General features: G+C 35.1%; 12 protein-coding genes. 5 read left to right on the top strand and 7 right to left on the bottom strand.

Annotated features, from left to right (window positions below):
• The first annotated feature begins 2 nt into the window (after nucleotides 1-2).
• A complete protein-coding gene (locus J1905_RS16910) occupies nucleotides 3-821 on the top strand; it encodes an alpha/beta hydrolase (RefSeq protein ID WP_214228472.1) in 819 nt (272 codons plus the stop codon).
• 42 nt (nucleotides 822-863) lie between these two features.
• Here J1905_RS16910 and J1905_RS16905 read toward each other — a convergent pair whose 3' ends face one another.
• Both J1905_RS16905 and J1905_RS16900 read right to left on the bottom strand, forming a co-directional pair.
• Complete coding sequence (locus J1905_RS16905) at nucleotides 864-1,493, bottom strand: DUF6266 family protein (RefSeq protein WP_214228471.1); 630 nt, start codon at nucleotides 1,491-1,493, stop codon at nucleotides 864-866.
• Nucleotides 1,494-1,854: 361 nt separating this feature from the next.
• Complete coding sequence (locus tag J1905_RS16900) at nucleotides 1,855-3,333, bottom strand: GntR family transcriptional regulator (RefSeq protein WP_214228470.1); 1,479 nt, start codon at nucleotides 3,331-3,333, stop codon at nucleotides 1,855-1,857.
• A 372-nt stretch (nucleotides 3,334-3,705) separates the two neighbouring features.
• Between J1905_RS16900 and J1905_RS16895 the strand changes: the two genes are divergently transcribed.
• The 4 genes from J1905_RS16895 (at nucleotide 3,706) to J1905_RS16880 (ending at nucleotide 5,813) form a co-directional block, all read left to right on the top strand.
• Nucleotides 3,706-4,344: a cyclic nucleotide-binding domain-containing protein gene (locus tag J1905_RS16895; protein WP_214228469.1), complete on the top strand. Its 639-nt coding sequence runs from the start codon at nucleotides 3,706-3,708 to the stop codon at nucleotides 4,342-4,344.
• 164 nt (nucleotides 4,345-4,508) lie between these two features.
• Nucleotides 4,509-4,979 (top strand): MauE/DoxX family redox-associated membrane protein, encoded by a 471-nt coding sequence (locus tag J1905_RS16890; protein WP_214228468.1) that lies wholly within the window; start codon nucleotides 4,509-4,511, stop codon nucleotides 4,977-4,979.
• Between the two features lie 10 nt (nucleotides 4,980-4,989).
• Complete coding sequence (locus tag J1905_RS16885) at nucleotides 4,990-5,442, top strand: MauE/DoxX family redox-associated membrane protein (protein ID WP_214228467.1); 453 nt, start codon at nucleotides 4,990-4,992, stop codon at nucleotides 5,440-5,442.
• Nucleotides 5,443-5,525: 83 nt separating this feature from the next.
• The gene (locus J1905_RS16880; protein ID WP_214228466.1) at nucleotides 5,526-5,813 is read left to right on the top strand and encodes a hypothetical protein; all 288 of its coding nucleotides are present in this window, start codon (nucleotides 5,526-5,528) and stop codon (nucleotides 5,811-5,813) included.
• 53 nt (nucleotides 5,814-5,866) lie between these two features.
• Here the strand turns inward: J1905_RS16880 and J1905_RS16875 are convergent, their stop codons facing one another.
• From J1905_RS16875 to J1905_RS16855, 5 genes are all read right to left on the bottom strand, one after another.
• Complete coding sequence (locus tag J1905_RS16875) at nucleotides 5,867-7,465, bottom strand: TlpA family protein disulfide reductase (protein WP_214228465.1); 1,599 nt, start codon at nucleotides 7,463-7,465, stop codon at nucleotides 5,867-5,869.
• 66 nt (nucleotides 7,466-7,531) lie between these two features.
• A complete protein-coding gene (locus J1905_RS16870; protein ID WP_214228464.1) occupies nucleotides 7,532-8,914 on the bottom strand; it encodes a RagB/SusD family nutrient uptake outer membrane protein in 1,383 nt (460 codons plus the stop codon).
• A gap of 8 nt (nucleotides 8,915-8,922) precedes the next feature.
• Entirely contained in the window at nucleotides 8,923-12,381 is a 3,459-nt protein-coding gene (locus J1905_RS16865) for a SusC/RagA family TonB-linked outer membrane protein (protein ID WP_214228463.1), read from the bottom strand.
• 170 nt (nucleotides 12,382-12,551) lie between these two features.
• Nucleotides 12,552-13,637 carry a FecR family protein gene (locus J1905_RS16860; protein ID WP_214228462.1) on the bottom strand — a complete coding sequence of 362 codons (1,086 nt, stop codon included), beginning with the start codon at nucleotides 13,635-13,637 and terminating at the stop codon, nucleotides 12,552-12,554.
• Between the two features lie 82 nt (nucleotides 13,638-13,719).
• The gene (locus J1905_RS16855) at nucleotides 13,720-14,301 is read right to left on the bottom strand and encodes an RNA polymerase sigma factor (protein WP_214228461.1); all 582 of its coding nucleotides are present in this window, start codon (nucleotides 14,299-14,301) and stop codon (nucleotides 13,720-13,722) included.
• Between the last annotated feature and the right edge of the window lie 159 nt (nucleotides 14,302-14,460).

Raw genomic sequence — 14,460 nt, 5'->3', positions numbered from 1 at the left:
AAATGAAAAAATGGGGTTTTCTCATCGGCATCTTTGCATTTTTAAGTGTCGAGTCTGTTTTTGCAGCTAAGGTTGATACTGTATCAACCTATAGCGCTGCGATGAAGAAAAATATCAAAGCGGTTGTGATTACACCTGAAGGTTACAGCGAAAGCAAAACCTACCCGACGGTTTATTTGCTTCACGGAGCAGGCGATGCTTATTCCGGTTGGGTAAATAAAGTGCCTGCAATTAAAGATTACGCTGATAATTTTCAGATGATCATTGTATGCCCTGATGGAAATGTGACCAGCTGGTATTTTGATAGTCCGGAAGACCCTGCCTGGAAATATGAAACTTATGTAGCTACCGAACTGGTTAATTGGGTAGATCAGAAATACAAAACCATAAAAGACAGAAAAGGCCGTGCAATTACAGGCCTAAGTATGGGCGGTCATGGCGCATTGTATTTGGCCTTCAAACATCAGGATGTATTTGGCGCAGCCGGCAGTATGAGCGGTGGCGTTGATATTAAACCTTTTCCGTTAAATTGGGATATCGCAAAACGCCTTGGACCTGAAGATAAATATCCAGAGCGCTGGGTAGCAAATTCTGTTATCGACTTAACTTATTTGCTTGTACCCAACAAACTGGCTTTAAATATCGATTGTGGTTCGGACGATTTCTTTTACAATGTAAACGTAAAACTGCACGAAAAGCTGTTGTACAACAATATTCCGCACGATTTTACCATCAGACCAGGATCGCATAACTGGGATTACTGGAAAAATGCCATCGGCTTTCAGTTGATGTTCTTTAATAATCAATTCGTTAAAAAGTAATACAAGCTCAAAATAGCCTCATTAAACTAAGGTTGTTGTTTCTTAAAGCATACCAAAATAAACGCTGTTAGCTATTTTTTTTCTATCTATTGAAGTCATACTAACGAAAGCATGCAAGGTTTTTCCTGCAAATTTTGGGTTAAATTTGAAGGTGCATTGCGTATCTGTACGCTTAAATCCACCTACTAACCCATCAGTTTTATGCAATTCTTCGCAGTACAGTATCAGCATTAACTGATCGTCGAAAGAGGCGGGTCGAACATTATTTTGAGACCAGGTGAGCTTTACATTTTCGGGATCAATCAATTCGATGGTAATGTTTTCAATCATTGGTAGTTTGCCAACACTTAAAACCAGTTTGCTGTAATCAACGCTTAAATTCGGGTAAGTACCCAGAAATGCGGTGTTGTAATTTAAAGAAAATGCAGCACTGATTTCCGTTTTTTGGAATGCATTGTTTGCAAAACCAATATTGATGTAGGGGTGAAAAGGAACCAACGTATTGTTTATAAATTTCATTTTTTGTTGAGTAGCTAGCTGTCCTTGAGTTCTTTCTTTTGGTTCCTTTTGCGATTCCCCACGGACGTATGGTATCCCTTTCCAGCTACTACCAATTACTGGTCCTATTTGCCCTGAAACAGGTCCTAAAATTCCTTTCTTAATCTTTGCCATATTATTTGTGTTTTATGTTTTTATTTTCAGTCATTATAATACATCAGCTTCTTTACAGTTTTTAAAAAGGCTCAATTGAGCGTGTTTTCAGACAAAAGTCTAATCGAAGTCTAAGGTGAGTCTGACCTGAGTCTGAGTTGAGTCTAAGGTGTTAGGTCCTTCGACAAGATTTCAGATGTCATTCATTATTATTTGATGTTCTTTCGTATTAGAAAATAAAGGAAGGAATATTAATTTACTTTAGGCAGTTCCAGTGGGTACCGTACCCTTGAGGTAAAATGAGCCAAAATCTTAGCCTAGGCAACGTATTGAGCATTTTATTTTTTTCAAAAAAATGAAATTATTATCAATCATTGTGAACTCATGCTTGACCGATACGATCTAAGCTAAATTTCTCTTGTAAGATTTTTGCAGGGTCTTGTGCCTCATTGATATCCCACGATCCGAAACCCAAACGTATATTAAATACTCCGGGGCCGGGTTTTTGGCTATCAGGGTGATATGGTATCTTAAAACCAATGTTTGTTAAAAGTGCCATTGATTCTTGCAAGCTCTCTGCACTTTGGAACTGTAACCAGAAACTTAGGCCGCTTGAAGGTTTAAGAATCTTGACGCCCTGGCGTAGGTAGTTATCAAATTCTAGCCAAGCCTGTTCCCAATGGTTTTTCTTTGCCTGCCTCATCCTTTTCGAGAAGTACCAAAATTTCTTACTGTTTAAGAAGTCGGCAATGGCTTTTTCCTGAAGCAAATCTCGAAATTGAAAAGTTTTTATGGATGCCGACCTGAGTATTTCAATGAACTCAGTTGCGGCAACAATTGTTCTGATGTTCTGAATGTACGGTGAGATAAGACTCAATGCTCCCATATAAATAACATGACCTTCATGCTCATAACACACAAGGGGCTCAAACTTATATTTCTCATACCAAAACTCATGATAATCATCCTCTTCGAGGATGTAAAATCGGTGTTTCTTTGCAAGTTCTACTAGTTGTAAACAGGTAGCAGGACTTAAGTAGTAACTTTCGGGGTAGCTGCATTGTGGTCGGAGATATATGGCTTTGATAGCAGTTTTGGCCAAAATATCTTCCAGGTTTTGGATAAACTCTGTGTCGAGCATACTTAAGTTGTGATACTCAGCTTTACATTGTTTTAGGGCATTGCAAAGTAGAATATCTTTTGGTGAAGTATTAACCAGTATGTCACCGGGGCTGATTAAGCTTCTTAGCACACTATCCAGACTTTCTTTTCTTCCCATTATTATCTCAAGACAATGGCTATTTATTCCAAAAGCTCTTGATCCATTAAGATGGGCTAAAATTGCATCTTTTAGATAGTCGCCTTTCAGATCGATCATCTGCTGTGTTTGGGTGCATGTTTGATAGCTTTTGCTATGCGGATGCATAAACATATAGTATTGCCAGGCTGGGAAGTATTGAGGGCTTGGGGTATCAAAACCAATTGTAGTGAAATTTTGAAATTGTTCTTCTAATATTGGTTTAAGCTGGCTGTTGGTGTGTTTAAGCTTTATAGGTAAGCTATTAACCACTCTGGAAAAGGGGTAAATTGCTTCGTATCCGGGGAAAGTGGGGGATACGAATGTTCCTGACCCTGGAATGGAGTCTAACCAGCCTTGTTGTTGAAGTTTGAAGTAGACACGTGATACTGTGCTTCTGTTGATGCCGTAAAAGCCTGCTAAGGCTCTGTAAGACGGGAGTGGGGCATTTGGTTTAATTGTTCCGTTGGTGATACTTTCAATAATAAACTCAAAAAGTAGTTCATTTTGAAGTCCTTCTATAAGTTCAAGGTCTCTCCATAGATCATAATCATTTTTTTTCATTAGAGCAGGTAATTTATGTATAGGGATACTCTTTTTTGAATACTAAAATAACGTAAATATTTGTGGGACAGGTCTCTATGAAATTGACACGGTGTGTATACGTGTTATTGACACGGGTTAAATTCATTCCTACTTCCGACCTTTATTTCATCATCTAGGATTATTTTTTGTTTAACAACCTATTGTACATTAAATGACGACCACAACTAAATTCTGTTTTAATACAGAGAACACTTGCCTTATTACTAATGCTCTGCTGAGTGCAAAAAGTGATAATAATTTAATGGTATATAAATATACCAAAGAAATGCCGAATGGTGTTTCTTTTCATTCTATTTTGGTGTTTTTTTTATACTTAATCATCTCATTAACATGATTTTGCATGATCCTAATATTGAAAGCTACAAGAGAATGCTTGTGCTTCAATATGTATTGCCGACTATGAGTGAATTTGTAGCGGCCGATACGCGAAAGACTGAAGAAATTGCGAAACGCTGTAGATTGCTTAACGCAGTTAAATATCAAACTCTTGAAGTGCCCGGCCCATCTTCGGAGGGGTTTTTATGGTTTCCTATCAATGCGATGTGCCATAGTTATTATTATAACGAAGAAATGAATCGCAAATGTGGAACCCGGATTTTTCATAAGCGCATGTTTGTGTTTAATGATAGCAGTTTGCTTGATGGTTTGCCAAGAACTGATTATATAGAGGTTTTGGAACAGGGTGATATGTTGTCTATTAGGTATTGTGATATGATTGATCTGATAGAAATGTATGAGGATATTAACATTGCTATAAAATCTATTCCGAGGCAAGAGGCCTATTACCGCCGACACAATACATTATTGAATTTGTCTCCTTTTGAACGGGTTAGGCGATTTAGAGATGAAAATAAGTCCTTTATCCATTGTACTAGTCAGGAAGTGCAGGCGATGCATGTAAATCTAACGCGTAATGGGTATGCCAATCAACTTAAGAAATTGGAGAGGATTGTTGTGAGTACGGTTTAGTAGTAGATGCTATTCGTGTTGTACTTTTTTGCCAACGCGTTGGCAAAAAAAATGCAAAGATATTGGCAGAAAAAATGCCAATGCGTTGGTAACACCTGCCTTAATTTCGGTTATATCTTTGAGTTAATGAATCAATTGTAATGCTTAGTAAAGAAATACAGATTATGAATTTAAAAGAAAAACACATCGAAGCTACACCTTTCTTCTCATCCAGTTTGAGCGTTAGTAAGAAGTTAGTGGTAGCTATTATTTCAGGACTCTTTGTTTTGTTATTTCTTTATGCAGCGGCAAGCAAGTTAATAGAGTATGATAGATTCCAACTTCAGATCAGTAAATCTCCCATCATCACAGATTTTGCTAGTGTCTTGGTCTGGATGGTGCCCTTGATGGAAATTGTCATCTCTATTATGTTGCTTGTTAACAGAACTGTTTTGCCAGGGCTTTATGCGGCTCTAGGGCTGATGTGCGTATTTACCATTTACATTATTGGCATTCTAAACTTTGCTGAAAATATTCCGTGTTCCTGTGCAGGGGTTTTTGAATGGATGGATTGGAGAGCGCATCTGGTGTTTAATATGGTGTTTATTGTGATCGCACTGATTGGAATTGCTTTAAAATCGAATAGAAATAAATAAAAACTGAGCTATGGAAACTATAATGAATAAACGGTCGAGGTTTTATTTGTCGGATAAAACAAGAGGTTTTATTGTTGATGTAATCGTTTACCTATTTGTAGGGCTGTTTATATATACAGCTGCAAGTAAGGTCATGGATTACAAAAATTTTGAAAGCACCTTAAAAGGATCGGTCTTGATTGGAAACTATAACACAATAGTAGCATGGATGGTTCCAACGAGCGAAATCATCATGAGCATATTGCTCATTGTGCCTATTACAAAAAGAAATGGGCTTATCTGCTCTTTAGGATTAATGACAATTTTTACAACCTATTTAATCTACATGATAGTCTCTGGGGTTAAGCTAGTTTGTAGCTGTGGTGGAGTAGTGTCTAGCCTATCATGGCAAGAACACATATGGTTTAATATCGGATTTATTATTCTTGCCATCATTGGCTTAGTACTATATAAAAAAGAATAGAAGATTTTACGTACTGTACGTAAACCAGGCAAACGCTGTAGCCTGGTTAAAGAAATATGGCATAAAACCTAATAACCAATTTTATGAAAAAAGTATTTTTTGGCTTAGCAGTTGCAGTTGTTGCGCTAAGCGCCAGTGCATTCACCAATGTAAAAAGCTTCGATGCAACTACAAAATTCTATCAAACAGTTGAAGGAACTTATTCAAGGACAAATCCAGGAGTAATTTGTTCTCAGTCTTCATCAAATGCATGTACTGTTGAATTTCCAAGCACTCTACCTGGCACTATTACATCCTTCAACATTTCTCAGCTTCCGACTTTGGAAGGCACCTATGGTACTACTTCCAAAACTGCAAATGGTAGACCTTAAAAAATTTAGTGGAGAGTTCGTCTAACTCTCCACTAAATTTTAGAATATCAGAATTAATTGCTCAGCTTACTGTTTAATATTTCCATAAATGCTTTCGCACTGGGGTTTGATAATGTAGATTGAGGATTAGGAATTAGTAAGCTACCTTGACTATATTGTAAAAAAATCAAACCATCATCAGGGCGAGGGGGAGAAGAGGTCACCAAGTTCCCTTTTTTATCAATAATCAATTGTCTAGGAGCTCCAATAAGATTATAAAATTTCAAAAATGGATGTTCAGTACCCAGACCATTCGTATATAAATTTATCGTTCCTGCTGATGTATATTTATTGTTTTTAAGACTTTCTATCCATTTATCTTTATGTTGATCTGTACAAACAGTAATAAAAACGATTTCCTTATTGTCTTTATATTTTTCAACTATGGTCTGCATAGCAGTATTTAAGTTAGCACACCAACTACAACCGGTAAACCAAAAGTCAATAACAATAAGTTTTCCTAAATAATCATCTAACTTATGAAGTTTACCATTAACATCTTCCAATTCAAATGGAAATGCTTTATTTTGACGCCTACCCCATTCCTCTAATAAAACTTTATACTTTCCCTCAATTATAATAGATAACGCATCATCAAGAAAAGATTTTGCATCTTCAGAATAATTCGGACTTAATCGTTGATAACAGATTAACAATAGTTTGTCTCTTAATTTACCTGAATAATTTTTTTTCAAGTGCTCATATACTTTTTTAAAGAAGTCACCCTGTGTATGATTATTGGCACTGTTATATAAACTATACTTATTAAGTACTTTGTTAAATATTAATTCAGGATAATATGCAGATTCAGCAAGATATTCTGAATTTACCACTGAAATAGAATCTTGCAAATTTGTTTTTTGAAAATAGTTATGTATTTCCTTTTTTCTTTCTGACAACAAAGAATCAGGTTCAGTAATGTAATAATGAAGTTCTTCTTGAATTTCCGATTCTGTATACCCAAATATGTCTAAATACAGCCGCATGTAAAGATCTTTAGATAGGTTATTTTTATAGCTATCTAAAACTGATAATTTAAGTTTAATTAGTAATTGTGCTATTTTGTCTTTTAATTCAAAAGATTCCTTGTAATTGTTGGAGTTAATCAATTGTAATGAGAGTGCTTTAATATTTTCTGGAATGGTTATGCTATAAAGATTATATTGACAATTTAGCTTTTCACTGCCATTTCCTGTAAAATTAAAACTTCCGTCTTTATATACAGAAACATTAATACTATCGCCATTCTTAAAAAGGTAAACCTCTTCTAGCGTCCCGTAATGAGAATTAAGGTTCTGTAAGTTTGATGGAGAAGTTGGCCTTCTGCCGTTATCATTATTAATCATCCAAAATGATAAATAAATGAATGGATCAATTGTATTTATTTTAATACAAAATGTCCCATCAGAATTAATAGGTGTTTTTTTAATTTCCCCTTGGTTATATGGATTTGTGGTCTCGTTAATCTTAATATTTAATACCTTTGTTCCAAAGGTATTTGTAAGACTGGGATCAATCCGTCCATACAATACTATACTTTGGGATTTCGAATTCACATCCTTTGAAAATAGAAGTAACAACGAAAGTGCCCACAAAAAAAAACTTTTTTTCATATAAGATTTTATTAAAAAAAATAATTCCAAAAACATCTATTTAAATGCCTGCTATACTAAGGTATATTATCTGTGATTTTGTTCAATACCACTTAAGGTAATCTCGTCATTAGGTATTGGCAAAGCATATCTATCACTGTTTGCCTCCAGTGTGTAATTTTTATCACCTAACTTTCTTGTTAGGTGTATGCTTCTTTTTTCGAGATTCAAACGTTTTATATCTGTCCATCTTATGCTTCTCCATACCAAGGCTCTTCTCCGTTCCTTTAAAACCTCGTTTAACGCGATTTCAGGATTTGATGCCGTTATATTTTGATATGGTTTAAATGATCCGCTTGAGTTTGGATTCCAACGTTTAGAAACCAGTTGATTTAAATAATCCATCGATTTGATAATATCACCTCGTCTTGCCAAACACTCTGCTTTCACAAGATAAATTTCGTCGGTAGCAATCCCTGTAAATGTCTGAACACTAGGGGAATTAATTGGCTTCAGATTGTAGTTTCCTAAATCGTTTTTCTGAAAATAGAAATGTAATCTTAAATCTGACGAATCATAAAGTCTTATAAGTTCAGGAGAAACTGCATAGCTTGTTCTAACAGCACTAACCGTTAGTTCAAAATAGGTTAAAATTTGTTGAGAATAATAAATTACTTCCTCAGTGTCAAATGTAAATGGGAAATTGACCGTCTTACTGAGTGAATTAAAATCAGTTAATCTCGAATGGAGAGATAATGTCTTGTTGGCATAAAATTCTGCATCATCATATTTTCTCATACTTAAGTACACACGAGCCAGCAGAGCAAAAGCTGCAATCTTTGATGGTCTGTTTCTTTTTCCTGGAATTATATCTTGCTGCAGTAGTTCAGCGGCCGTTAGAGCATCACTAATAATTTGATTGTATGTCTGTTCGACCGAACTTCTCGGTACATGGGTGTCAATGCCTGCAGTAAGCTTCAATGGCAAGCCTAGGTCTGAGTTCGCGGTAATATTATTATAAGCTTTTGAGAAAGTACTAACCAGCGAATAAAATGCATATGCTCTGCTAAATAATGCCCATCCTTTAATCTTTTTCTTTTCTTCATCGTTACTGATATTCTGGCTATTCAAAATATCAAGTACGTTGTTACAATAGAATATCGCACTGTAAGGGGTGTTCCAATCAGGTATATTCGTTTCCCCGTCATAAATTTCTTTATTCCATATGTATGCATTACGTGATGTTGGTTGAAAAAGTGCTTGCCAATCTGCTAACGTTGGGATAAAGTATTCATCAGCAGAAACATGAGGTAATACTGGCGTAACATTTAAAATAGGAGCATTATCTAAAATGTTTTCTAAATCTTTCGCTGTTGATGGTATAACTATTCCGCTGTCTGGTTTTAAATCAAGTTTTTTCTTGCAACTTAACATAAAACTGATAATAATTAAAAAAAATATCTTTCTCATACTGTCGATTATAAAGTGATATTAATGCCCAATGAACCTGTAATCGGTTGTGGCATCCCAACCGTATAATCTGGATTAATATTTAAATTATTTCTTCGCCATAAAATGCCCAAATTTCTAGCATACAAAAAAAGACTAGCTTTCTTAAATGGTAATTTTCTCGCATTTGATACATTATAGGAAAACTTAAGGTCTTGAAAACGAATATGGTCAGCACGTTGAACTAAATTTTCAGAATATTGAAAGAAGGCATCTTGAGCAAAATTTGATGGATAGGTCAACGCTGGAATTATAGTTTTAAATTCATCACCAGGCTTCTGCCATCTTTTATCAAAGTCCGAAAGCTGAAATATTACACCGCCAGCTGAACCATAGTTGGTACCTCCAAATACTCTAGATCTTCTAAAATAATAATCGAATTTATAGGTTATGTTCAATGAGAGTTCAAAGTTTCTATACGTAAACGTATTGATTATGCTGCCAAAATATTTCGGTAAAGCAGAACCGTTATATTTGATTTGATTTGGATCAAGAATTGAAATGATTTTTACATAATCCTTACTAACTATTCCATTCAAATATCCTTGTGGTGCGCCACTATTATCTAGACCTGTTGATGGAAAACTAAAAATTGAATAATAAGGATATCCTTCTAAAGGATTTTGAGTATTACCATTGACAATGCTATAATTTGAGCTTTGCTTTGCCTTGTAACTAGTAACTTTATCAGAGTTGTAGTTCAATAAGAAAAAAGTATTCCAGTTAAATATTCCAGTGATATTGCGGCTATTTAAAACAACATCAATGCCTTTAGTCTTGAGATTGGCTGCATTTCCTTTAAATTGGGAAATTCCAGATTGTGGTGCTATGGGGCTATTCCCTATTAGATCTTCGGCATTTTTCTGATAGATATCAATACTTCCAGAAATCCTATTATTGCCTGATAAGGAATAATCGATACCAAAATTCCAGGTTTTTACTTTCTCCCATCGAAGTGAAGGATTGGGAGGATTTATAATTCTGGAATAGGTACCACCCCATGAATTTAAATCAGAATCTACATTTGAAGTTAAATAGGCAGAAACAGTTTTATCCAAGTTGCCATTATAACCGTAACTTATACGTATTTTAAGAACTGACAGCCAGTCTAATTTATAGAATTTCTCTTGATTTAGATTCCAGGCAATCCCAGCAGACCATAATGGCACTCCTTTTTGATTAGTTTTAACACCAAACAAATTTGATTCGTCTCTTCTAGCGCTACCAGATATAATATAACGTTTTTTATATGCATATGAAAAATTTCCATAGTATGACTGATTAATGTTAATTTTGCCATTTTGAATAGGATCGGTACGAATCTTACTGGCTCCAAATGGTTCATAGTACCAACCATATTCAGTGAGAGGATTAATGGTAGCATTATTGTTTGTTAATGTTTCTTCATTGTATCCATAATAATCTTGCAAACTAGCTATTATTCTAGTGTCATCTCCATCATACCCCACTATTGCATTTATCTCGTGTTTTTCTTGAAAAATTTTATTATAACTCAATTGCGATCGAAAATTTTTTGATTTGAATTCTTCAATATTTTCATTTAAAATGTTTCCAATAGGAATAACTCGATTTACATTATTATCAGTAATAGAACTAAACTTATTTATTAGATTTCTAGTGTAATAGCTATTTACATCATTATTAGATCTTCCATTTGAATTCTCTTTGAGAGACTGAAAATTAATCGAAGCTTTAAGCCCATCAATAATATCCACATTTACTCCAACTTTTATCCTGTATTGATTACTACGAAACTCATATAAATTATAGAGTTCGTCTTTAGGACGGTAATGCCAATCTAATAATTTACCTCTACCTGCCGTATCTACATAAGACGTACGGTAGCCGTCATAATTAATAACAACTGGAAGAGAAACTCCAGTTTCATCGGCCATTCTATCGTATGGGCTAAAAGGTACATAGGGGCTGTAATTGTTGTCGTTTTTGCTTGACGAGAAATTAAAATCTCCTAAAATCTGTAATCTATCTTTCAAAAGAGAAACTACATTACTGGCGCTAAATGTTAAACGTTCATAAGTATCGGATACTCTATTATCTAAATTCTTGTCATACCCACCGGACATATAATACCAATGATTATTTGTTCCACCTTTAATATTAAATTGTGTCTGTACCTGTGTCTTGGTCCTATAACCATATTTGGATATGTCTGATCTAACATCATATTCTTTTAGAGAATTTATCCTTTGAGATGAGTCGGCAGCAGAGATTTTATTATTTTTTTTCTGATCAAAAATATCAACAGCACTTGATATAGGATTATAAGGGTTGCTAAAGAGAAAAGTGTAGAATCCCTTGTTAAAAAGATACTGTTCTAAATCAATAAATTCTGCGGAAGACATTTGTTTTGTGTAGTATAAATTTGGTTTATTACCTACAGTAAACGTTGATGAAATCTCAATAGACATTTTTTGATTTTTCTGCCCTTTTTTTGTAGTTAGAACGATGACCCCATTCCCAGACCTACTTCCCCAAATTGAAGATGCAGCGGCATCTTTTAAGACACTAATACTTTCAATATCTGATGGGTTTATTTGATCAATAGATCTATCGTATGGGAATCCATCTAATATTATTAATGGATTCGCATTAGAAAAAAGCGTACTTCTTCCGTGAATTGAGATTTTTGAGGCATTCCCTCCCAGATCTTTATTGTTAAATGATATACTGCTCGCAACCCCATCTAATCTATCAAGGATGTTGGTGGAAACGCTTCGGTTGATTAAATCATTGTTAACAAGAACAAAGCTGCCTGTTGCGCGTTCCTTTGGTATTTCCTGATAGCCAGTGCTCACAATTTCAACTTCTTGCAATCCGCCTTCCTCTTGCTTCAACACAATATTGAAAGGCTCTGGCTTCCCAGGACTAAAACTTACCTTTTCAGTCTTGTACCCTAAAAAGGATATAATAAGCACTCCGTTATCGGCTTTTGAATTCAATGTAAAGCTCCCTTTATCATTAGTTCTCACCACAATGTTGGTGCCTTCCAATTTTACCGTCGCTCCGGAGAGCGGATTACCTTTATCATCGTGTACAGTACCAGTAACATCAATGGCAGTAAAATAATCAACGATTTTATCTCGAAAGGAAGGCGTCTTCTCCTTTATTACAATTGTCTTGTCGTTAATGACATAGGCTAGGGGTAGACTCTTGAAACTCTTGTCTAATGCTTCTTGTAGCGGCGTATTTCTAAAGTTTACATCTATTCGCGTAGTTGGGTCTATGCTTTCCTCCGACCAAACAACATTATAACCGGTTTGCGATTTTATTTCTTTGAAAAGTTGTATTAACGTAGCATCCTTCTTAATGTACGTAATGTTTTGGCCAAAACTGGCCGCACTTACCTGAAGCATGCTTAAGAGAATGATCGCGGTGGTTAAGCGCATAATCAATAGGAGTTTAAGGATATACCATTTTGGTATCACCAATTGTTTGGTAAATATTTTATACATTTGTTTAGCTTGTTAAGTTGATAGTGTACAATTATTTACGGAAAAGCTTTTGGCCAGTTGTCTCGACACTCCTGGCCTTTTTTATTCCGCCTCCTGGAGTTTTTTTACTCCATTACTGTGATCCTCCTTCCTTCGATTTTAAATTTCACTTTACCTGTTAATTCTAGCATACAGAGTATTTGGCTCACCTTTTTAAACCGGGAAATACTTCCCCCAAAAGATTTTTTGCCTATTTCGTCGTTTTGATATATTACTTCAACGTCATACCAGCGGGCTATTTTCTTCATAATTGATTTTAAAGGTTCATTGCTAAAAGCAAATTCCCCGTTTTTCCATGCAATAGCTGAGTCGGTATCCACTTCTTTGACAATAATGGTTCCTCCTGAATTAATAGACTGTTGATCGGGTTTTAGTGTCGTATTGTTGTTTACATTAACACTTCCTTCTATTAGGGTTGTTTTTATATTAGGCTCATCAGAATAGCTGTTTATATTGAACTGAGTTCCTAATACTTTTACTGTCTGTTTATTACTCTCTACTACAAATGGATGCCCATTATCTTTTGTTACCTCAAAGTAGGCTTCGCCGCTTAACTCAACTTTTCTATTAACTAATCCGGAAAATGTTTGGGGGAATTTTAACGTAGAAGCGGCGTTTAGCCATACTTTGGTGCCATCCGGCAATGTTATTTGATATTGCCCTCCGCATGGAGTAGCTGCAGTTTGTAAGTCTTTATTGTTGGCATTTAAATTTTTTATTTGGCTACCATCATTGTATGTTAGTTCATTGGCCGTAACAACAACGCCGGTTTTGGCATTGCTTAGTACTATAGTTGTGCCATCGGTTAAAGTTAGTGTTGCTCTGTTGGTGCCTGGGTTAATATCATTTGCATAGCCTTGTGGTAGTTTATCTCCTTTTGTAAGAAATAATGTTGCAATACCAACCAGTATCATTACAGCGGCAACTGCAGCAGAAATTTTGTATAGCCAATTAATTTTCCTGATTTTAGGATCTGGAAGTTCTTTAGAAATTTCATGTTTAATATCCTCAATCCTTTTTACTGATAAGGCTATTTCATGTTCATTAAATTGTAAGTACCAGCTTTCGATTAAAGCTTGTTCAGTCGGATTACATTCTCCTTTCAGATATTTTATTAGTAAATCTTTAGTCTCGTTATTACTCGTCATCATAGATATTGTAGGGCGATTTAATAACAAGACGGCTATCTCTTTGAAATAAGAGTAAGAATTGTAAAAAAAATAAACGGTCTGTTTAAGAGTTAAGGAAGAGGTAAATGTAAAAGGCTAAGCCAAGCTTATTCTTTAATATCTTTACTGCGGTGGTAAGTTGTTTGGATACGTTGTTTTCATTGGTTCCCAGTTTTTCTGCAATCTCAGTGTGTGTAAGATGATCTACCTTACTTAGTTTAAATATTTGCTTCATCATAGGAGGGAGTGCTTCTATTTCCTTATCAATATAAGCCTGAAATTCTTTCTCTCTAATTAAATAGTCGGTATTTGCAATGTGCCCGCCATTTATATAATCGGTTAAGGAGGTAATGTATTTAGAGGTAACTTCCTGATGTGAAAAGAAATCAAGCGTTCGGTTTCTGACTGCAGTGTAAAGGTAGCCCGCAAGATTATATGTTGTTATCGCATTTTCACGTTTGTGCCAAAGCGAGGTAAATAATTCCTGAATCAGATCTTTTGCCTCATCTTCATCTCTAAGTTTTTTATAGGCGTGGGTAAACAATAAATAGTAATATCTACTGTAAATTTCAGTAAACGCGACATGGTCTGAGCCTCTCAATAAATTTATGAGCTCATTATCTGAAAGCTTAGTATAGTTATTCATTTACCCCCTATGGCTACTATTAAACCTAATATACGGGGAGATTTTTTGTTTGTATCTTATTCATTTCATTCATTGTCAGTGTGTTGTGGGGTGTTTTTTGTCGTGTGGAGGAAGAAAGAATCCTATTTCTATATTAGTATATGAAGAAATTATTCCTAT

Source organism: Pedobacter sp. B4-66 (assembly GCF_018492665.1).
In the GTDB taxonomy this organism is placed as follows: Bacteria; Bacteroidota; Bacteroidia; order Sphingobacteriales; family Sphingobacteriaceae; genus Pedobacter.
This window is presented reverse-complemented; position numbering and strand designations above follow the sequence as displayed.

Coding starts and splice junctions, on each gene's coding strand:
- J1905_RS16910 (WP_214228472.1), top strand. CDS start 3: ATGAAAAAATGGGGTTTTCTCATCGGCATCTTTGCATTTTTAAGTGTC.
- J1905_RS16905 (WP_214228471.1), bottom strand. CDS start 1,493: ATGGCAAAGATTAAGAAAGGAATTTTAGGACCTGTTTCAGGGCAAATA.
- J1905_RS16900 (WP_214228470.1), bottom strand. CDS start 3,333: ATGAAAAAAAATGATTATGATCTATGGAGAGACCTTGAACTTATAGAA.
- J1905_RS16895 (WP_214228469.1), top strand. CDS start 3,706: ATGATTTTGCATGATCCTAATATTGAAAGCTACAAGAGAATGCTTGTG.
- J1905_RS16890 (WP_214228468.1), top strand. CDS start 4,509: ATGAATTTAAAAGAAAAACACATCGAAGCTACACCTTTCTTCTCATCC.
- J1905_RS16885 (WP_214228467.1), top strand. CDS start 4,990: ATGGAAACTATAATGAATAAACGGTCGAGGTTTTATTTGTCGGATAAA.
- J1905_RS16880 (WP_214228466.1), top strand. CDS start 5,526: ATGAAAAAAGTATTTTTTGGCTTAGCAGTTGCAGTTGTTGCGCTAAGC.
- J1905_RS16875 (WP_214228465.1), bottom strand. CDS start 7,465: ATGAAAAAAAGTTTTTTTTTGTGGGCACTTTCGTTGTTACTTCTATTT.
- J1905_RS16870 (WP_214228464.1), bottom strand. CDS start 8,914: ATGAGAAAGATATTTTTTTTAATTATTATCAGTTTTATGTTAAGTTGC.
- J1905_RS16865 (WP_214228463.1), bottom strand. CDS start 12,381: ATGCGCTTAACCACCGCGATCATTCTCTTAAGCATGCTTCAGGTAAGT.
- J1905_RS16860 (WP_214228462.1), bottom strand. CDS start 13,637: ATGATGACGAGTAATAACGAGACTAAAGATTTACTAATAAAATATCTG.
- J1905_RS16855 (WP_214228461.1), bottom strand. CDS start 14,301: ATGAATAACTATACTAAGCTTTCAGATAATGAGCTCATAAATTTATTG.